The following is a 17,204-nucleotide window of genomic DNA, read 5'->3' as shown; positions in this document are numbered from 1 at the left end:
GTTCACTTCCCGATGGCCAGGATTCTGGTGCGCGCCGTGCCGGACGGCACAGTGCCGACGTCACCTGCGGGGCATGACATTTTCACGCCCGCCCACGTGACGCGCTCACTGGGACTCGAACGCCGCAGGTGCGAGGCTCGCCGCAGACTCCGCAGCCCGTGCAGGGCCCACCCAGGGACTTGCCGTACGCACCGAAGGAGGGCGTGAACATGGAGATCCAGGTCCTGGGACCACTGGCGGCCCGTGAGAACGGGGTGTCCGTCGTCCCCACCGCGGCCAAGCCCCGGCAGATCCTGTCGCTGCTCGCCCTGCAGGCCGACCGGGTGGTGACGGTGGCGACCCTCATGGAGGAGATATGGGGGGAGGACATCCCGCGCAGCGCGGCCACCACCCTGCAGACGTACATCCTCCAGCTGCGCCGCAAGATCGCCGCCGCGCTCGACGGCGACCCGACCCGCCGGCCCAAGGACGTCCTGGTCACCCAGCACGGGGGATACCTCCTGCAGGTCCAGCCCGGCCAGGTCGACGCCCACGAGTTCGCCCGTATCGCCGCCGCGGGACGCGCCGCCCACGAGGCGGGCGATCACCGCACCGCCTCCGAACTGCTCGGCGGGGCGCTGAAGATGTGGCAGGGCTCCGCCCTCGTCGACGTCCGGGTCGGCACCGTCCTCGAGCTGGAGGTGCTGCGCCTGGAGGAGGACCGGATGGCCGCGCTGGAGCGGCGGATCGACGCCGACCTGCGGATGGGCCGGCACGCCGAGATCGTGCCCGAACTGCGCGTGCTGGTCGCCCGGCACCCCATGCACGAGAACTTCTGCGCCCAGCTGATGACCGCGCTGCACCGGGCCGGCGGGGCCTGGCGCGCCCTGGAGGCCTACCAGCGGCTGCGCGGCGCCCTCGTCGACGAACTCGGCCTCGAGCCCTCGGCCCGACTGAAGCGACTGCACCAGGCGGTCCTCTCCGCCGACCCGGCCCTCGACCTCCCGGTGTCCGCCAAGCGCTGACCCGGCGGGGGCCTGGCGCCCGGCGCCCCGCCCACCCGGGGCGCGAGGGACGCCGGTGGCGCACGGGGCGCCGGCGGGACGCGGGGGGAGGCGATCGGAGGGCTCCTCCAGCACGTCTCAAGGCCGCGTTCCTACGTTCGGCCGATGACGATCCTCGACGAAATCACCCTCGGCCGTGCCGCCCCCGACCTGCGCCGCGCCACCGCGGAACTGCGGCGCCTCAAGGAGGAGGTGAGCCGCGGCCCCGACCCGGCGGCCACCGAGCGGCAGCACGCCAAGAACAAGCTCACCGCCCACGAGAGGCTCGAACTCCTCTTCGACGAGGGCACCTTCACCGAGATCGAGCCGCTGCGCCGGCACCGCGCCCACGGCTTCGGCCTGGAGGAGCGCAAGCCGCACGGCGACGGCGTCGTGATCGGCTGGGGCCTGGTCCACGGCCGCACCGTCTTCGCCTACGCGCACGACTTCCGGGTCTTCGCCGGAGCCCTCGGCGAGGCGCACGCCGCCAAGGTGCACAAGGTGATGGACCTCGCCGCCGACGCCGGAGCGCCGCTGGTCAGCCTCAACGACGGCGCGGGCGCGCGGATCCAGGAGGGCGTCACCGCCCTCGCCGGCTACGGCGGCATCTTCCGCCGCAACGTCGCCTCCTCCGGCGTCGTCCCGCAGATCAGCGTGATGCTCGGCCCCTGCGCCGGCGGCGCCGCCTACTCGCCCGCCCTCACCGACTACGTGTTCATGGTCCGCGAGACGGCGCAGATGTTCATCACCGGCCCCGACGTCGTCCAGGCCGTCACCGGCGAGAGCATCACCCACAACGGGCTCGGCGGCGCCGACGTGCACGCCGGCACCTCCGGGGTGTGCCACTTCGCCTACGACAACGAGGCCGACTGCCTGGAGGACGTGCGCTTCCTGCTCGCGCTGCTGCCCTCCAACAACCGCGAACTGCCGCCCGTCGTGCCCTGCGAGGACCCCGCGGACCGGCGCACCGACGCCCTCACCGACCTGGTGCCGGCCGACCCGGGCCGCAGCTACGACATCCGCGCGGTCATCGAGGAGATCGTCGACGACGGCGAGACCTTCGAGGTGCACGAGGCCTGGGCGCCCAACGTGGTGTGCGCGCTCGCCCGGCTCGACGGTCACCCGGTCGGCATCGTCGCCAACCAGCCCTCGGCGCTGGCCGGCGTGCTGGACATCCACGCCAGCGAGAAGGCCGCCCGGTTCGTGTCGACCTGCGACTCCTTCAACATCCCGCTGGTCACCCTCGTCGACGTGCCCGGCTTCCTGCCCGGCGTCGACCAGGAGCACAACGGCATCATCCGGCACGGCGCCAAGCTGCTGTACGCCTACTGCAACGCGACCGTGCCGCGGATCTCCCTCGTCCTGCGCAAGGCGTACGGCGGCGCGTACATCGTCATGGACTCGCGGTCCATCGGCGCCGACCTGTCCTTCGCCTGGCCCACCAACGAGATCGCGGTGATGGGCGCCGAGGGCGCGGCCAACGTCATCTTCCGCCGCGAGATCGCCGCGGCCGACGACCCGGAGGCGGTCCGCGCCCGCCGCGTCGAGGAGTACCGCACCGAGCTGATGCACCCGTACTTCGCCGCCGAGCGCGGCCTGGTGGACGACGTCATCGACCCCGGCGAGACCCGTGCCGTGCTGATCCGCTCGCTGGCCATGCTGCGCGCCAAGCGGGCCGAGACGCCCTCGCGCAAGCACGGGAACGTCCCCACCTGAGCGGGCCGCGGACCCATCCACGCGAACACGAGTCCGGTTCTAGGGGCCGGACGTTCCATGGCTTCACCGGACACCGGTGGCCCGTCACGAAGGGGCCGCCGCCGGGCAGGCCGGCCGAGGGGGTTCACACCCCCGGACCCCCTCCGGCCCGCCGTACAGCAACGCGACAACCCCGACAGCCCGACAGCACGGACGAAGGGATCGACAGTGACCCCCACAGTGCCAGCCGGCCGGAGCGCGGCCGCGCACCCGGCTTCGTCGAAGGCCAGGCAGACCACGCGCAGAGTCGTCATCACCGGCCTGGGCGTCGTCGCGCCGGGCGGGGTCGGTGTCAAGGCGTACTGGGACCTGCTCACCGCGGGCCGCACGGCCACCCGCAGGATCTCCTTCTACGACCCCTCACCGTTCCGCTCCCAGGTCGCCGCCGAGGCGGACTTCGACCCGCTCCTGGCGGGCCTGTCCCAGCAGGAGACCCGCAGACTCGACCGGGCCGCGCAGTTCGCGGTCGTCTCCACCCGCGAGGCGCTCGCCGACAGCGGACTGGAGATCGCCTCCCTCGACCCGGGCCGCGTCGGCACCGCGGTGGGCAGCGCGGTCGGCTGCACCACGAGCCTGGAGCGCGAGTACGCCGTGGTCAGCGACAGCGGCCGCAAGTGGAACGTCGACCACGAGTACGCGGTGCCCGAGCTGTACCGGCACTTCGTGCCCAGCTCCATCGCCGCCGAGGTCGGCAGGGCCGCCGGGGCGGAGGGACCGGCCGCGGTCGTCTCCACCGGCTGCACCTCCGGACTCGACTCGCTCGGCCACGCGGTGGAACTCATCCGGGAGGGATCGGCCGACGTCATGATCGCCGGCGCGACCGAGGCCCCGATCTCCCCGATCACCTCGGCCTGCTTCGACGCCATCCTGGCCACCACCCCGCGCAACGACACCCCGGAGAGCGCCTGCCGGCCCTTCGACCGCACCCGCAGCGGCCTCGTCCTGGGCGAGGGCGCCGCCATCCTGGTCCTGGAGGAGCTGGAGAGCGCCAAGCGGCGCGGCGCGCACATCTACGCCGAGATCGCCGGCTTCGCCTCCCGCTGCAACGCCTACCACATGACCGGACTCAAGCCCGAGGGCATCGAGATGGCCGAGGCCATCGACGCCGCCCTCGCCGAGTCCCGCCTCGCGCCGGACACCGTCGACTACGTCAACGCGCACGGCTCGGGCACCAAGATGAACGACCGGCACGAGACCGGCGCCTTCAAGCGCAGCCTCGGGGAGCACGCGTACCGCACCCCGGTCAGCTCCATCAAATCGATGATCGGCCACTCGCTCGGCGCCATCGGCTCCCTGGAGATCGCCGCCTGCGCCCTGGCGATGGAGCACGGCGTCCTGCCGCCCACCGCCAACCTGCACGAGCCCGACCCGGACCTCGACCTCGACTACATCCCGCTCACCGCCCGCGAGAAGAGGGCCGACGTGGTGCTCAGCGTGGGCAGCGGCTTCGGCGGGTTCCAGAGCGCCATGGTGCTGGCCCGTCCGGACAGGAGGACCGCATGACCACCGCAGTGGTGACCGGCCTGGGGATCACCGCCCCCAACGGCCTGGGTACCGAGGACTACTGGAAGGCCACCCTGGCCGGCGAGTCGGGCCTCGGGCCCGTGACCCGTTTCGACGCCGCCCAGTACCCCTCGACCGTCGCGGGGGAGGTGCCCGGCTTCGTCGCCGAGGAACACATCCCCAGCCGGCTGATGCCGCAGACCGACCACATGACCCGGCTCGCGCTCGCCGCGGCCGACTGGGCCCTCACCGACGCGGGCCTGGACGTCGGGGAGTTCCCCGAGTACGGCATCGGCGTGGTCACCTCCGCGTCCGGTGGCGCCGTCGAGTTCGGCCAGCGCGAGCTCCAGAACCTGTGGAGCAAGGGCAAGGAGTACGTCAGCGCCTACCAGTCCTTCGCCTGGTTCTACGCGGTCAACACCGGCCAGATCTCCATCCGGCACAAGCTCCGCGGCCCCAGCGGCGTCCTGCTCACCGAGCAGGCCGGCGGCATCGACGCCATCGGCCACGCCCGCCGCCACATCCGCAAGGGCTTCTCCGCCGTCGTCGCCGGCGGGGTCGACGCCGCCCTGTGCCCCTGGGGCTGGGTGCCGCAGATCGCCTCCGGCCTGATGAGCACGGTCGGCGACCCGGCCCGCGCCTTCCTCCCGTTCTCCGCCGACGCCGCCGGATACGTGCCCGGCGAGGGCGGCGCGATCCTGGTCGTCGAGGACGCCGGCTCGGCCGGCGCCCGCGACGCGGGGAACGTCTACGGCGAGGTCGCCGGCTACGCCGCCACCCTCGACCCGGCGCCCGGCACCGGACGCCCGCCCGGCCTGCGCCGGGCCGCCGAGAACGCCCTCGCCGACGCGGGGATCACCGCCGCCGACGTCGACGTCGTCTTCGCGGACGCCTCCGGCGTCCCGGAGCTCGACCGGGCCGAGGCCCAGGCGCTGACCGAACTGTTCGGCCCGGGCGGCGTCCCGGTCACCGCCCCCAAGACCATGACGGGCCGGCTGCTCGCCGGGGGCGCCGCCCTCGACGCGGCGACCGCCCTCCTCGCCCTGCGCGACGGCGTCGTCCCGCCCACCGTCAACGTGGCGGGACCGGCTCCCGAGCACACCATCGACCTGGTCACCGAGGCGCGTGAGGCCGACCTGCGCACCGCGCTCGTCCTCGCCCGGGGCCACGGCGGCTTCAACGCCGCGCTCGTCCTGCGCCGCGCCGGCTGAGCCGGAGCGCCCAGGACCCCGCCCGCGGCAGACCGCCGCGGTCCGGAACCGGCGCCCTCGGGCTCCGGGGGCACGCACGGCCCGCCTGTGGCCGCGCGTGCCCGGGGCGGCTCCGTGCTCCTCGCGCCCGCCCTTTTCGTCCCGCACCACCCATCGCGCCCAACCGAGAGGACGGCACCAGCCATGACCACCACCACCGCCACCGTGACCCTGGCCGACCTGACCCGCATGCTCCGCGAGAGCGCCGGTGAGGAGGAGGGCGTCGACCTCGACGGCGACGTCATCGACACGCCCTTCATGGACCTCGGCTACGACTCCCTGGCCCTGCTCCAGGTCATCGGCGAGATCCAGCGCGACTACGGGATCAGCATCCCCGACGACGCGGTGGTCGACGCGGAGACCCCGCGCGCGCTCCTCGCCCTCATCAACGCCGGCTCGGCCACCGCCGCCTGAGCCGGACACCGCGCGGCCGCCCCGCCCCCGCACTCCCCCGGCGGGGGCGGGGCGGTCGCACCCCCCCCGCAGAAGGACCACGGGCACACGCGGCCGGATCCGCGCTCCACGAGGAGGCACCCATGTCACTCACGTCCCAGAGCGCCGTCGTGCGCCGACTGATCGTCAGGCCCGGCCCGGCCCCGCGGGGGACCGCCCCCGTCGCGGCGTCCGCCACCGCCGTCTCCGCCGTGCTGCGCGCCTTCGGCCGTTCCCCCGAGGACCTGCCGGCCCGCACCGTGGTCGTCGTCGGCTCCGCAACGATCGACCCCGCGCTGGGCGCGGAGCACGAGGGCTTCGCCGTGCGGACCACCACCGCGCCCGGCGCCGCCCTGCGCCGCGCGCACCACGAACTCCACGAGGGCTCCGCCGACCTCGTCCTGGTCGCCGGCTTCGGCGAACCCGACGCCCAGACCATCACCGTGTACGCCGTCAAGCGCGCCGCCGAGGCGGTGGCCGACGCGGACTCCGTGCTCGGCGTCCTGGACGTGCGTGCCCCGCGCGGCGCCGACACCGCCCCGCCGCTGCGCCCGCTGCCGCCCGTGCCGCGCGGCTCCGACCCCGACCGCCACCGGCTGGTCCTGTGGTCCGGCCGCACCGCCGACGAGGAGACCCGGGTGCGCGGCGAACTCCTGACCGCGCTCGAGCACATGGACCGCCGGGCCTTCCCCTCCCTCCCCGCGGCGCTGCCCTGCGGCGCCCCGGCCGGAGCGGTGCGGGGCGCCGCCGTCGCCGTCTCCGCGCTCGCCGCCCCCACCGTCCGGCGGGCCCGCGCCGCCGACGCCGCCCGGCCGCGCCCCGTCGCCCTGCTCTTCCCCGGCCAGGGCTCCCAGCACGCCGGCATGGCCGCCGGCCTCTACCGCCGTGAGCCCGTCTTCACCGCGGCCGTCGACGCCGCCCTGTCCCACATGGGGGAGGAGGGCGCCCGGATCCGCGCCGACTGGCTCGACCCGAGGAACGCGGCGATCGACATCGACGACGTGCGGCGCGCCCAGCCGCTGCTGTTCGCGGTCGACTACGCGCTCGGCCGCATGATCCTCGGCTGGGGCGTGAAGCCGGTCGCCTTCCTCGGCCACAGCGCCGGCGAGCTGGTGGCGGCGACCTTCGCCGGGGTGGTCGGCCTGCCCGACGCCGTCGCGATGGTCATGGCGCGGGTCAGGGAGGCCGTGAAGATCCCGGCGGGCGGCATGCTCGCCGTCGCCGCGAGCGAGGAGCGGCTGCGGCCCTACCTCGTCGACGGGGTGGCGATCGCCGCGGTCAACGCCAACCAGCAGGTCATGCTGGCCGGCGCGAGCGAGCCGTTGGCCGGCGTGGCGGCCCGTCTGAAGGCCGACGGACTCACCGCAGTGACCGTCCCGGCCACCAGCCCCTTCCACTCCCCGGCGATGGCGCCCGCCTCCGACGCCGTCGAGGCCGACTACCGCTCGCTCCCGCTGCGCGAGCCGCGGGCGGCGCTGTACTCCGGCTACACCGGCGGCCCGATGAGCCCCGACGACGCCCGCGACCCGCGGTTCTGGGCCCGCCAGATCACCGACACCGTCCACTTCCGCGACGCGCTGGACGACCTGCTCGCCGCCGACGACGTCCTGCTGGTCGAGGCCGGCCCCCGCCAGACCCTCACCGCCTTCGCCCGCCGCCACCGCTCGGTGCGGCTCGGCGCCGGGGCGGTCACCCCGCTGCTGCCGTCCCGCGCCGGCACGGCGGAGGCCGACCGCCAGTCGGTGCTGGGGGCGGCGGCCCGGATCTGGACCGAGGGCCACGACCTCGACCTCGACGCCGTGTCCCGCCTGTGGACCTGGAGCGAGGGGACCTTGCCGGCCGCCCCCGTCCCCTCGCCCGCCCGTGCGGAGGCCCTGAGCGCGTGAGGGCGTGAGGGCGTGAGCGCCCGGACCCGGGCGCGCCCGGCAGATCACCCGGGCGGCCGGGCGCCGTCCGGGTCCGGCGGCGTGCCGAACGGCGCCGCGTACAGGAGGATCTGCCAGGCGAGAACGAGCGTGCTCAGCGCCTCGACGGCCGAGACGGCCAGCAGCGCGGCCTCCCGGTCGCCGTCCACCCAGAACAGCACGAGGCCGCCCAGTGGGACGAGGCAGAAGGCGCTCAGGTCGACCACGCACTGGATCAGCTTCCGGGACCCCCGGCGGGCGTCCGTGCGGTGGGCGCTCTCCCAGCCGAAGAGCTCCGTCCCGGCCGCCGCCGTCACGTGCGGGCCGCCCGCCGCCGCCGGCGGCGCTCCGAGGGTCGCCGCCAGGCGCGGGCCCAGGTCGGTGCGGATGTACCGGCCGATCGCGGAGATCTTCTCGTCGTTGACGAGGTAGGTCCACCCGAGGATCACGCACACCGGTGGCAGCGAGAGCAGCAGGACCACCGACTTCGCCTGTGCCGCGGCGGCGATGACGGCGGTGACCGCGGCCAGCGTCACGTACAGCAGGTTGTCCCGGAACCCGATCCTCGCCTTCTGTTCCTCCTTGATCACCTGGTACTCCGTGACCAGAAGGTGTGCCGGCCCCAGCCCGCCACCGGCCTGATCCTCTCGCCCCGATTCCATCGAGCCCCCCCACAAATCGGCAACAACTACGGTCTCCCACAGCCCAGTTCGCCCTACACTAGGCGAATGTCGGACGTTGCACCGCTTGCGCTGGTTCTGACGGCGCTGCCCGTTGAGTACCTGTCGGTCCGCGAACACGTCACGGTGGAGAAGGTACTCGTCCACCCCCACGGCACCCGCGTCGAGTACGGCCGCCTGAGCGGTACGGCTTGGCGGGTCGCCCTCGTCGAGGCCGGCATGGGGTCCCGTACGACGGCCGTGCTGACCGAGCGGCTGGTCGCCTGGCTGGAGGCGGACATGGTGCTGTTCGTCGGCGTCGCGGGATCCCTCAAGGGCGACGTGGAGATCGGGGACGTGGTCTTCGGCAGCAAGGTGTACGGCATCCACGGCGGCAAGAGCACCCCGGAGGGCTTCCTGGTCCGTCCGCAGGCCTGGCCCGTCGCCCACCGTCTGGAACAGGCCGTCCGTGCCGCCGTCCGCGGCCGGCCGGACGTCCACGTCGGTGCCGTGGCGTCCGGCGACGTGGTGCTCGCCGACGCGGCGTCCGACATCGCCACGCACCTGCGCGGGCATTACAACGACGCGCTGGCCCTGGAGATGGAGGGCGCCGGGCTGGCGGAGGCCGCGCACCTGGCGGACGGGCTGGACGCCCTGGTCGTGCGCGGGATCAGCGACAAGGCGGACGCGGAGAAGCATGTGGCGGACGCGGCCGGGACCCAGAAGGCGGCCGCGGCGAAGGCCGCGGAAGCGGCGGTGGCCCTGCTCGCCCTGTTCGACCCGCGGACCGGGCAACGGGAACCCGCTACGGCCCACGTGTCGCCCCAGGGCCGCTCGCCGCGGCGGGAACCGCTCCCGTTGGTCGCCGACGGTCTGCAGTGGACCTTCCCGAAGGTGGAGCGGGACCTGCTGCGCGCCATCGCGGGCCACGGGGCCCGCAGCGCCGACGGCCGGACGGCCGAGGCGGACGTCGGGCCGCTGGCCGCCGAGGCGGTTCCGCACCTCACCCGTGAAGGCGTCCGAGAAGTCGTCGGCTCGCTGTTGCGCCGCGGCTACCTGCGCAGGAGCCCCGGCGGTCGGCTGGAAGTGTCACCGGAAGGGCTTCGGGCCCTGGTGCGATGGAGGAAGAACACATGAGCCACAAGCGCCGTACCTTCAGCATCTCCAACGTGTCACGGTCGGCGGGCGAGGGGGTCCTCGACATCCCGAGCCTGTCCGTCCTGCGGTACAAGAGTCCCGCCGTCCTGCTCAAGGAGTTCAAGGACACCTGGGGGGTGGATCCCAAGGCCGTCGCGCTGCCCGTCTCGGAGGCCGACGGACTGCTGTACGAGGTCGAAGGGCTGAGGGGGGTGCCGCTGTCGTCCCACGCGCAGCCCTCCCAGAGCCTCAAGGGCTTCGAGGACGTGGTGGAGGAGTTCCTCACGGCGAGAAAGGACATCATCCTCACCTTCTGCCCCAGCATGGGGTACATCCCGGGTGAGGGCCTGCAGATCTGCGACATCAGCGGGGTGACGTCCCCGCAGCCGTGCATCGCCAACCCGCGGTCCACCGAGGTGCTGGGGGCGATCCTGGGCACCGGGATCGACATCGTCCAGGAGGTCGCCTCGCGCAAGCCGGGCTACGGGCTCCAGGGCGTCGCCCTGGACGTCACCGATCTGTGGGGGATGAGCGGGGAAGTCGGCAGGGTCGAGGCGAGCTGCTTCTGCACCGCGTGCACCCAGCACTTCGCGGACACCACTCCGGAACTGCTGAAGAACTTCAAGACGTTCCCGAACCCCTGGAGCCTGCTGCTGCGGCCCACACCGACCGGGATCGACTTCTCCAGCGAGGTGCCCCCCGGCATCACGCCGGAGGAGATCGTCGGCATCGCCCGGCAGCGCAACTACATCGAGCAGTTCCCGAAGTCGGAGCAGAACGAACTGCTCGAGTACGCCAATCTCCTGCTGCGGTACATGCGAGGCAGGCACGCCCTGACGCTCGGCGCGATCGGGGCGCTCTTCGACTACGCCACCCAGGAGCTGGAGGAGAAGTTCACCCGCATCCTGATCATGGAGGGCGAGACCTACGGCTGGACCTCCGGCATCTGGCTGGAGGAGCTCGACAACGACTTCCACAACGAGGAGAACCGCAGCTACGACGAACTGTGGCTGAACGTCACCCCCGGCTACCTGCCGCGGAGCGTCCCCTACCGGGCCTACATGTGGCGGCGCAGCAGGTACACCATCAACAACTTCTTCCACCTGGCGGGAAGCCTCTCCAGCGCGTCGATGCGGGCCAACACGATGCTGAGCAAGATGAGCACCGAGGAGTGCCGGAGGATGGTCGCCGACCGCTGGCAGCGAGTCCACGGCAGCGCCCTCAGTTCGCAGGCGGCGCTGGTGTCGCTGCCCCACCGGTCCGGGGACGGCGAGGCCGACGCCGACGTCAGGCGCGGCTTCATCGGGGTCGGTCTGGACCGGGAGTTCGGCGACCGCTTTAGCGACCAACTGGTGATCCTGCCCAGCCGGGCGGACAACGCGGCCCGGCCCGCCGACTCCGACCTGGCCTCGATCCTTCGCCGTATGCAGGGCAGCAGCAACTGAGCCCGCGCGGCCGGGGCCGCCGCCGGGCACGGGCGTCGCCGCGTCCGTGCCCGCCGCCCCGGAAGCCGAACAGCGCGCTTCGGGCGCTGAACGCGCGCTTCGGGAGCCGAACAGCGCGCTTCGGAAGCTGAACAGCGCGCTTCGGAAGCTGAACAGCGCGTTCCGGATTGTCGGACCCCTGCGGAAGAGTGTTCCCCATGACGACTTCTCCCGCCGTCGAGGCGCTGACCACCCCTGCCCAGTACGAGGCCGCGATCGCCCGCGTCCGCGCCGCCGCGCAGGCGTACTACGGCGGCGACGGCGACATCGCCGCCGAGAGCGTCATGGACGACGCGACGTACGACCGCGAGCTCCTGGCCGTCGCCGCCTACGAGGAGGCCCACCCCGGCCAGGCGGCCGCCGACTCGCCCACCCACCAGGTCGCGGCGGGGGCCGCCCCGGTCGGCGACGTCGCGCACACGGTGCCGATGCTCTCCCTGGACAACGCCTTCTCCGCCGAGCAGCTGACCGCCTGGGGCGAGAGCCTCCAGCGCAGACTGGGCCGCCCGGTCGAGGGCGGTTACACCGTGGAGCCCAAGCTCGACGGCGCGGCGATCGCCGCCCGCTACCGCGACGGGCGGCTGGTCCAGGTCGTCACCCGCGGCGACGGGCGCTTCGGCGAGGACGTCAGCCACGTCATCGGCACCGTCGATGGGCTCCCGGAGCGGCTGGAGACCCCGGCCACCGTCGAGGTGCGCGGCGAAGTCCTCTTCACCCAGGCCCAGTTCGAGGACGCCAATCGGATCCGCACGGAGCACGGCGCGAAGGTGTTCTCCAACCCGCGCAACGGCGCGGCCGGCACCCTGCGCGCCAAGGACCGGCCCTACCGGCTGGCCCTGACCTTCTGGGCGTACGGCGCCGTCGACCTGGACGGCGGAGCGTTCCTGCCCGCGGCGGCCCCGCACAGCGAGGTGCTGGCGCTGCTGTCGGCGGCGGGCGTGCGCACCACCCGCGACAACCCGGCCGCGCTGCGGTGCGTGCGCACGATCGAGGAGGCGCAGGCGCGCGTCGAGGAGATCCAGGCGATGCGGCCGACCCTACCGTTCGGCATCGACGGCGTCGTGGTCAAGGCCGACGACGTCGCCGAGCAGCGCGCGGCGGGGTTCGGCTCCCGCTTCCCCTACTGGGCGATCGCGTACAAGCTCCCGGCCGTCGAGCGGACCACCCGGCTGCTGGATGTCGAGTGGAACGTGGGCCGCACCGGGGTGCTCGCCCCGCGGGCGCGGCTGGAGCCGGTGGAGCTCGACGGCACCACCGTCGAGTACGCCACGCTGCACAACCCGGCAGACATACGGCGGCGCGACCTGCACATCGGGGACACCGTCACCGTGTACAAGGCCGGCGACATCATCCCGCGCGTCCAGGCCGCCGTCGTCGGGCTGCGCCCGGCGGACGCCGTGGAGGTGCCGCTGCCCGAGGCGTGCCCGCACTGCGGCGGCGACATCGACCGGAGCCAGGAGCGGTGGCGGTGCGTGAAGGGCGCCGCCTGCCGCCTGCCCGCGCTGATCGCCTACGCGGCGCAGCGCGACTGCCTGGACATCGACGGTCTGGGCACCATGTACGTGAACGCGCTCGTCGCCTCCGGCGCGGTCGCCGACATCGCCGACCTGTACACGCTGGACCTGGAGACGTTGTCGGCCGCGGCCGGCAGCGAGAAGCGGGGCGCGAACCTGGTCGCGCAGCTCGAGGCCGCCCGGCTGAAGCCGCTCAGCCGCCAGGTGTGCGCGCTCGGCATCCGCAACACCGGGCGTCGCCTCTCGCAGCGGATCGCCGCCCACTTCCGCACCATGGACGCGATCCGCGCGGCGGACGCGGAGGCGATGCGGGATGTCGAGGGCATCGGCCCGGAGAAGGCGCCGGGCATCGTCGCCGCCTTCGCCGAACTCGCACCGGTGATCGACAAGATGATCGCCGCCGGAGCCACCATGACCGAACCGGTCGGCGAGGGCGCGGGCGAGGGTCCGCTCGTCGGCGAGGACGGCCGCCCGATGAAGGTGGTCGTCACGGGGAAGATGACCGGCCCGCTCGCGGAGCTCGGCCGCACCGCGATGAAGGACCTGATCGAGCGCGCGGGCGGAAAGTCCGGCGACGGCGTCACCGCGCAGACGGCGTACCTGGTGGCGGCGCCCTCGGTGGGAGGGAAGCCGAGCAGCAAGGCCGTCAAGGCGGAGCAGCTGGGGGTGCGGGTCCTCACCCCCGAGGAGTTCGCCGAGCTCCTGGGCGACCTGCTGAGCTGAACCTCCGCCCGGGCAGGGGTCAGGGCTCCGGTTCCGGTTCGGCCCCGATCGGCCGGCCTCGGTCCCCGGCTCGGCCTCGGTCGGCCCGGCTTGGACCCCGTTTCCGGCGTCGGCTCCGGCTCGGGCCCCGCTTCCGGCGTCGGCTCCGGCCCCGGCTCCGGCTTCGGCCCCGGCCCCGGTTCCGGCCCCGACCCTGACTCGGCCCGGTCGGGCCGGTTCCGGCTGAGGCCCGGCCCGATCGGCCCCAGCGCCCCCCGCTCCCACGACCCGCACCGCGTCCCGGCGTCCCCGCCGGCGCGGCGCGGGCCGTCGGGCGTCCGCACCGGACCCGCTCCCCTCGCCGTCCCGCGCCGGTGACCGCCTGTTCCGGTCGGGCCCCGCCCCCGTGCCCGTCTCGCTCTGCCGGGCCCGCGCGGTGACCGACGGGGTCGCCGGCCTGCCCCGCTTCCGCCCCCCGGACGGGTCGCCCCGCACCACCGTTCCCGCTCCCGCTTCCGCCCCCGGACCGTTCCACCCCACCGCGGGGGAGTGCCGCGCACCCCGCCGCAGCCGGACGGCGCCGTCAATTCCGCATGCTGGAGCGGTCGTTGACGGTGCGCGGGCTTCGTGCTTGCATCGGTGCATGCTGCGCCGGACGCTCACCTCCCGCCGCTGTGTCGACCTGGTCAGGGTCGCCGCGGCACTCTGTCGCACGTACTGACGCAGCCGGCGCCCCGGCCTTTCCGCGCACCCGCGCACCCGGCCTCCACCGTGCCGCCAGGTCGCCCGCACCGCGCGCTCCCCGCCCTGCTCCCCGTCCGTCCCGATGGGGCTCCCGTGTCCCGGTCGTAGCCGAGGACGCTCGGTCGGCATCCCCCGTCGCTGGGCAAGGACCGGTGAACCGGATGGGGCCCTTCGTCGCACGGCCCACCTGTCGACGCGACGGCTGCGGGGCCATAGCAGCCGTCGTCGCCCCCGCCGCCCGGCGGGAAGGGCCCGGGGGCAGGAACCGGGAGCCGGCCGGGAGCGGACTGCCGGGAGTCGCCCCGCGCGTCCGCCCTCGACCTGCGCCCCCGCACCGCACCCCCCACCCCCCACCCACGCCACCCGGCGTTCCCGACGGAAAGCAGAGACCATGACAGCCACCGTCCCGTACCTGTCCCCGCCCGCCCACGTGATCGCCGACGACGCGGAGGCCCTCGCCGTCGCGGCTGAGCTGGCCGAGCTGTTCCGGCCCGAGGCCGCCTACCGGGACGCCGAACGGCGGCTTCCGGAACAGGAGTTGGGGGAGCTCTCGGCGTCCGGCCTGCTGGGGGTGACCGTGCCGGCCGAGTACGGCGGCGCGGACGTGCGTCAGGAGACCCTCACCGAGATCTTCCGCCTGCTCGCCTCCGCGGACGCCAGCCTGGCGCAGATCCCGCAGAGCCACTTCGTGTACGTCAACGTCCTGCGCCGGCACGGCACCGACGAGCAGCGGAAGTTCTTCTTCGGCGAGATCCTGGCCGGAGCCCGCCTGGGCAACGCCCAGTCCGAGGCAGGCACCCGGCACGTCCAGGACATCCGCACCCGGCTCGAGCCCCTGGGTGACGGCTCGTACCTGCTCACCGGGACCAAGGACTACTGCACGGGCGCCCTGTTCGCCGACTGGATCCCCGTGCTGGCCCGGGCCGAGGACGGCGAACCGCACGTCGCCTACGTGCCGCGGGACGCCGAAGGGGTGACCGTCGTCGACGACTGGGACGGCATGGGCCAGCGCACCACGGCCAGCGGCACCGTCCGGCTCGCGGCGGTGCGGGTGCCCGCCGACCGGATCCTGCCCCACCACCTCACCTTCCGCGGCCCGCAACTGCACGGCGCCGTGGCCCAGTTGCTGCACGCGGCGATCGACGCCGGGATCGCGGACGGCGCCCTCGGCGAGGCGGTGGCGTTCGTGCGGACCAAGTCCCGCCCGTGGTTCGAGGGAGTGGAGGCCGGCTACCCCGAGGCTTTCGACGACCCGCTGCTGATCCAGCGCTTCGGCGAGCTCGCCGTCCAGGTGAGAGCCGCCGAGGCGCTGCTGAGCTCGGCGTCCCGCGCCGTCGACGCGGCCCGCGCGGACCTGACCGACGACACCGCGGCCGAGGCGTCGATCGCCGTGGCGGCCGCGAAGGTGACGGCCGGGAAGGCTGCCGTGGAGGTGGCCGACGCCCTCTTCGAGGTCTCCGGCACCCGTTCCGCCCTCGCCTCCCACCGCCTCGACCGCTACTGGCGCGACGCCCGCACCCACACCCTGCACGACCCCGCCCGCTGGAAGATCCAGCACATCGGCCGCCACACCCTCCACGGCACCCGCCCACCCCGCCACGGCCTCCTCTGACCGCCGGCGCCCGTCCCCGGGGACCTGCCCGGCGGATCACGCACAGGGCCCCGCACGCACTCCCCCTGTTCGACGCCGCGCGCAGGGGGAGCGGTGATTCCGCTCGGGGCCCACGGTCGGGAAGCCGGCCGTTCGCGGCACCTCACGCCTCGGTCGTCGTCCCCTGCGCACCGGAGGCGGAACCACATCCGGAGGTGGGTGCGGCGGGGAGCTTCCGCAGGGTTCTGAGTGGGGACAGGAAGACGGGAAGGAACGCGCCGGCCATACAGACCGCACCTGCCCAGACCGCCGCGCGGACACCCGCGAGCTGCCCCAGGAGCCCTGCGAGGACGGCCGCCACGGCCATGGAACCGGTCAGCGCGAACCGGAAGGTGGCGTTCATCCGGCCGAGCAGCGCGTCGGGCGTCACCTGCTGTCGCAGCGAGACCCCGAGGACGTTGTCGACGCCGATCTTGGCCATGACGACCGTCCAGGCCGCGCCCGCCGCCCACAGCCGGGGCCCTTCGCCCACCAGGCCGATCACGAGCGCCACGGGAGCCACGCAGCATCCGCACCAGGCCAGTGCGCGGCCGTGTCCCAGGCGCGCGGCGAGAGGACGGGCGAGGACCGCGCCGAGCAGCAGGCCGACGCCCCCTGCCGCCCAGTACGTACCGAGTGCCCCGGCCGGCAGGCCCAGTTCACGGCTGAACAGCACCGGCAGCATGACGTTGACGGTCTGCGAGCCGACATTGGCGAGGGCGGCGGTCAGCACCAGTGCGCGCAGCACCCGGTCGCCCAGGACGTGGCGCAGCCCTACGCCGATCTCGGTGCGCAGCCGAGGGCTTCGGTTCCGTGTCGGCGCACCGGGGTGCCGCCCTGCCTGCGCGGTGGGCCGGCCGTCGCCCCTCTGTCCACGGCCGATCCCGGTCAGCCCGAAGGCCGCGGCCAGGTAGGCGACGGCCGCGGCCAGGATCGCGAGCGGCGCCGCCAGCAACTGGACCAGCAGACCTCCCGCGCCGCGCCCGGCGATCTGCGCGCCCGCCATCAGGCCCACCATGGCGGAGTTCGCGCGCACCAGCCGTTCCCGGCCGACGAGCTGGGGCAGCACGCTCTGGGAGCCGACGTCGAAGAAGACGGTGGCGCAGCCGTTGAGGACCGCCACCGCGTAGAGCTGTGGGAGCGACAGCACGCCGAGCCACCAGGCGACCGGGACCGAGGCGAACAGCGCCGCGCGCAGGGCGTCGGCCGCCACCAGCACCCGCCGGGCGGGCAGGCGGTCCACCCATGCGCCCGCGGGCAGCCCCAGGACGAGGAACGCCACGGTGGAGAGCGCGCCCAGTGCGCCCACCTGGCCGGGCCCCGCGTCGAGGACGGTGACGGCGAGCAGCGGCAGGGCGACGTAGCCGACGTTGACGCCGAGATGGCTGAGGGAGGCGGCGGCGAACAGGACGCGGAAGTCACGCAGCCGCCATGGCGAGGACGCGGAAGGAAGGGTGCCGGTCATGTC

At 74.1% G+C, this 17,204-nt stretch carries 12 protein-coding genes; 10 read left to right on the top strand and 2 right to left on the bottom strand.

All coding sequences use genetic code 11. The features are described from left to right. Window positions 1–209 precede the first annotated feature (209 nt). The 6 genes from ACFRAV_RS21220 (at window position 210) to ACFRAV_RS21195 (ending at window position 7,848) form a co-directional block, all read left to right on the top strand. The gene (locus tag ACFRAV_RS21220; RefSeq protein ID WP_382557833.1) at window positions 210–1,004 is read left to right on the top strand and encodes a BTAD domain-containing putative transcriptional regulator; all 795 of its coding nucleotides are present in this window, start codon (window positions 210–212) and stop codon (window positions 1,002–1,004) included. Window positions 1,005–1,148: 144 nt separating this feature from the next. Continuing rightward, window positions 1,149–2,738, top strand: a complete 1,590-nt coding sequence (locus ACFRAV_RS21215) for an acyl-CoA carboxylase subunit beta (RefSeq protein WP_382557832.1) — start codon at window positions 1,149–1,151, stop codon at window positions 2,736–2,738. A gap of 219 nt (window positions 2,739–2,957) precedes the next feature. Beyond that, window positions 2,958–4,280, top strand: a complete 1,323-nt coding sequence (locus ACFRAV_RS21210) for a beta-ketoacyl synthase (protein WP_108952140.1) — start codon at window positions 2,958–2,960, stop codon at window positions 4,278–4,280. After that, window positions 4,277–5,491, top strand: a complete 1,215-nt coding sequence (locus ACFRAV_RS21205; RefSeq protein ID WP_382557831.1) for a ketosynthase chain-length factor — start codon at window positions 4,277–4,279, stop codon at window positions 5,489–5,491. The genes ACFRAV_RS21210 and ACFRAV_RS21205 overlap by 4 nt, the downstream gene beginning before the upstream one ends. Window positions 5,492–5,674: 183 nt before the next feature. Further along, the gene (locus tag ACFRAV_RS21200) at window positions 5,675–5,944 is read left to right on the top strand and encodes an acyl carrier protein (protein ID WP_108952142.1); all 270 of its coding nucleotides are present in this window, start codon (window positions 5,675–5,677) and stop codon (window positions 5,942–5,944) included. Between the two features lie 122 nt (window positions 5,945–6,066). Beyond that, window positions 6,067–7,848, top strand: coding sequence for an acyltransferase domain-containing protein (locus ACFRAV_RS21195; protein WP_382557830.1), 1,782 nt, complete (start codon window positions 6,067–6,069; stop codon window positions 7,846–7,848). Window positions 7,849–7,892: 44 nt separating this feature from the next. Here ACFRAV_RS21195 and ACFRAV_RS21190 read toward each other — a convergent pair whose 3' ends face one another. After that, window positions 7,893–8,528, bottom strand: coding sequence for a hypothetical protein (locus ACFRAV_RS21190; RefSeq protein WP_382557829.1), 636 nt, complete (start codon window positions 8,526–8,528; stop codon window positions 7,893–7,895). A gap of 66 nt (window positions 8,529–8,594) precedes the next feature. Here ACFRAV_RS21190 and ACFRAV_RS21185 point away from each other — a divergent pair, with 66 nt between their 5' ends. The 4 genes from ACFRAV_RS21185 to ACFRAV_RS21170 all read left to right on the top strand — a co-directional run bounded on the left by ACFRAV_RS21185 (window position 8,595) and on the right by ACFRAV_RS21170 (window position 15,718). Then, window positions 8,595–9,662, top strand: coding sequence for a 5'-methylthioadenosine/S-adenosylhomocysteine nucleosidase (locus ACFRAV_RS21185; RefSeq protein ID WP_382557827.1), 1,068 nt, complete (start codon window positions 8,595–8,597; stop codon window positions 9,660–9,662). Next, on the top strand, window positions 9,659–11,107 hold the full coding sequence (locus ACFRAV_RS21180; RefSeq protein ID WP_382557825.1) for a hypothetical protein: 1,449 nt from the start codon (window positions 9,659–9,661) through the stop codon (window positions 11,105–11,107). Before ACFRAV_RS21185 ends, ACFRAV_RS21180 begins: the two co-directional genes overlap by 4 nt. Before the next feature lie 197 nt (window positions 11,108–11,304). Beyond that, window positions 11,305–13,383 carry an NAD-dependent DNA ligase LigA gene (gene ligA, locus ACFRAV_RS21175; protein ID WP_382557823.1) on the top strand — a complete coding sequence of 693 codons (2,079 nt, stop codon included), beginning with the start codon at window positions 11,305–11,307 and terminating at the stop codon, window positions 13,381–13,383. Between the two features lie 1,114 nt (window positions 13,384–14,497). Then, the gene (locus ACFRAV_RS21170; RefSeq protein ID WP_382557821.1) at window positions 14,498–15,718 is read left to right on the top strand and encodes an SfnB family sulfur acquisition oxidoreductase; all 1,221 of its coding nucleotides are present in this window, start codon (window positions 14,498–14,500) and stop codon (window positions 15,716–15,718) included. 142 nt (window positions 15,719–15,860) lie between these two features. Here ACFRAV_RS21170 and ACFRAV_RS21165 read toward each other — a convergent pair whose 3' ends face one another. After that, window positions 15,861–17,201: an MFS transporter gene (locus ACFRAV_RS21165; RefSeq protein WP_382557819.1), complete on the bottom strand. Its 1,341-nt coding sequence runs from the start codon at window positions 17,199–17,201 to the stop codon at window positions 15,861–15,863. Window positions 17,202–17,204 lie beyond the last annotated feature (3 nt).

The organism is Streptomyces sp. NPDC056600 (assembly GCF_042792855.1).
Classification (GTDB): domain Bacteria; phylum Actinomycetota; class Actinomycetes; order Streptomycetales; family Streptomycetaceae; genus Streptomyces.
The sequence above is the reverse complement of the archived record's forward strand: the minus strand, read 5'-3'. Positions and strand labels throughout refer to the sequence as shown.